Origin of the sequence: Pseudomonas sp. (genome assembly GCF_037994325.1) — a bacterium.
Lineage (GTDB): Bacteria > Pseudomonadota > Gammaproteobacteria > Pseudomonadales > Pseudomonadaceae > Aquipseudomonas.
The window spans coordinates 1-2,213 of record NZ_JBBNAH010000737.1; the positions used below are offsets into that span (position 1 = coordinate 1).

Consider the following 2,213-nt stretch of genomic DNA (forward strand, 5'->3'; position numbering starts at 1 on the left):
CGTAAGGCATTCATGCGTAGGGGGCGACCTTTCATTGATCGCTGGCCGAGTGGTCTGGCCAGAAATTGAACATATTTTGATCTAAGTGCAGGGTGGTTTTATCACCCGGCTTGGAGATAATGCGCCACGCCTGGCTGTTTGAGCTGGGCGTTCACTATCCGAGGTGGCTCCATCTATGTGGTACAACGGTTTTCTCGACCTGTCGGCCTGGCAGGTACTGGCGGTAACCCTGCTGATGACCCACGTGACCATCGTGTCCGTGACGGTTTATCTGCACCGCTACTCCGCCCACCGTTCCTTGGAACTGCACCCTGCGCTCAAGCACTTTTTCCGTTTCTGGCTATGGCTTAGCACCGGCCAGAACACCCGTGAATGGACCGCCATTCACCGTAAACACCACGCCAAATGCGAAACCGCTGACGATCCACACAGCCCGGTAATCAAGGGCCTGTCCACCGTGCTGCGCAAAGGCGCCGAATTGTACCGCGCGGAAGCAGAAAACCCAGAAACCCTGCGAATTTATGGCAAAAACTGCCCGGACGACTGGATCGAACGTAACGTGTATTCGCGCGTGCCGTTGGGCGGTATCGCCATCATGGCGCTGATCGACTTGGCTCTGTTTGGTGCCTTGGGCATCACCGTGTGGGCCGTACAGATGATGTGGATTCCAGTGTGGGCTGCCGGCGTTATCAATGGCCTGGGCCACGCTGTTGGCTATCGCAACTTTGAATGCCGCGACGCCGCCACCAACCTGGTGCCGTGGGGCATTTTGATTGGCGGCGAAGAGCTGCATAACAACCACCATACCTACCCGAACTCGGCCAAGCTGTCGGTGAAAAAGTGGGAGTTCGATATGGGCTGGGCGTGGATCCAGCTGTTCAGTTTTCTGCGCCTGGCCAAGGTGCAGCGCGTGGCGCCGATTGCCCATCGCGTCAGCGGCAAAGGTTATCTGGATATGGACACCGCCATGGCCATCCTCAACAACCGCTTCCAGATCATGGCGCAATACCGTAAGGCGGTCATCGCGCCGCTGGTGAAACTGGAACTGGCCAAAGCCGATGCCTCAGTACGGGCTAAATTCCATCGCGCCAAGCGCTTGCTGTCGCGCGAGACCAGCTTGCTGGAAGAGCGTCATCACCTGCGTATTCAGGCCATGCTGGAGCAAAGCCAGGCGCTGAAAGTGATCTACGAAAAACGCTTGGCCCTGCAACAGATCTGGGTAAAAACCAGCAGCAACGGCCACGACATGCTCGAAGCGATGAAAGTCTGGGTGCATGAGGCCGAGGCCAGCGGTATTCAATCGCTGCGTGATTTCGCCGACCACTTGAAAACCTACTCGCTGCGCCCCGCTGGCGCGCTGTAAAAAGCGCCGTAGAGCGCCTAAGCCCGCCGTTCGGCGGGCTTTTTTCTGTGTCAGGGATTGGCACCTTATGCTGCGCGAATTGTCGTAGTTTCGTTACTAGAAAAGGACATCTAATGGACGAACATTCCCACCTCACACCTCCGCTTTCTCCGGAGCTGGAAGAACTGACCCTCGCGCTGTTGCACAGCCGCGGCGAAGTAGAGCGCCTGCGTGAGCGCGAGCATTTGTTCAGTTCGTTGTTGGATAGCGTCAACACGGTGCTATGGGCGTTTGACTGGGATGCCCAGCGCATCATCTACGTCAGCCCGGCGTATGAACGTGTGTTTGGCCGCAATGCCGGTTTGCTGATGGCCGACTACGGCGAGTGGCTGAACAGCATCTACCCCGATGACGTTGAACATGCCGCCGCCAGCTTTGCCGAGGTGCTGGTCAAGGGCGCTGTGGAAGACCGCGAGTACCGCATCCTGCGTGCCGATGGCCAATTACGTTGGCTCAGCGATAAATGCTTTATCAGTCGTCAGGCTGAGGCCGGCAAGCCGTTAATCGTGGTGGGCATTGCCGAAGACATCACCGACAAAAAGAATCTCGAAGGCGAACTGCATCGCTTGGCCACCACCGATGTGCTGACCCAGAGCAGTAACCGCCGTTACTTCTTCGAATGTGCCCACACCGAATTCCAACAGGCGACTCAGGAAGAAGCGCCCTTGGCCTTTCTGCTGTTGGATGTGGATAACTTTAAGCAGATCAACGACACCTACGGCCACCAGATGGGCGACGTGGTGCTGCAACGAATTGCCCAATGCGGCACCGCGGCGTTGCGCCGTGGCGACTTGTTTGGACGCATTGGTGG

The 2,213-nt window shown here is 57.3% G+C and carries 2 protein-coding genes; both read left to right on the plus strand.

The genetic code is table 11. The features are described 5' to 3' along the window. The first annotated feature begins 175 nt into the window (after nucleotides 1-175). Nucleotides 176-1,363: a delta-9 fatty acid desaturase DesA gene (gene desA / locus AAAB16_RS24630; protein WP_340665717.1), complete on the plus strand. Its 1,188-nt coding sequence runs from the start codon at nucleotides 176-178 to the stop codon at nucleotides 1,361-1,363. 113 nt (nucleotides 1,364-1,476) lie between these two features. Next, on the plus strand, nucleotides 1,477-2,213 hold a 737-nt coding region (locus tag AAAB16_RS24635), incomplete at its 3' end, for a diguanylate cyclase (protein WP_340665718.1).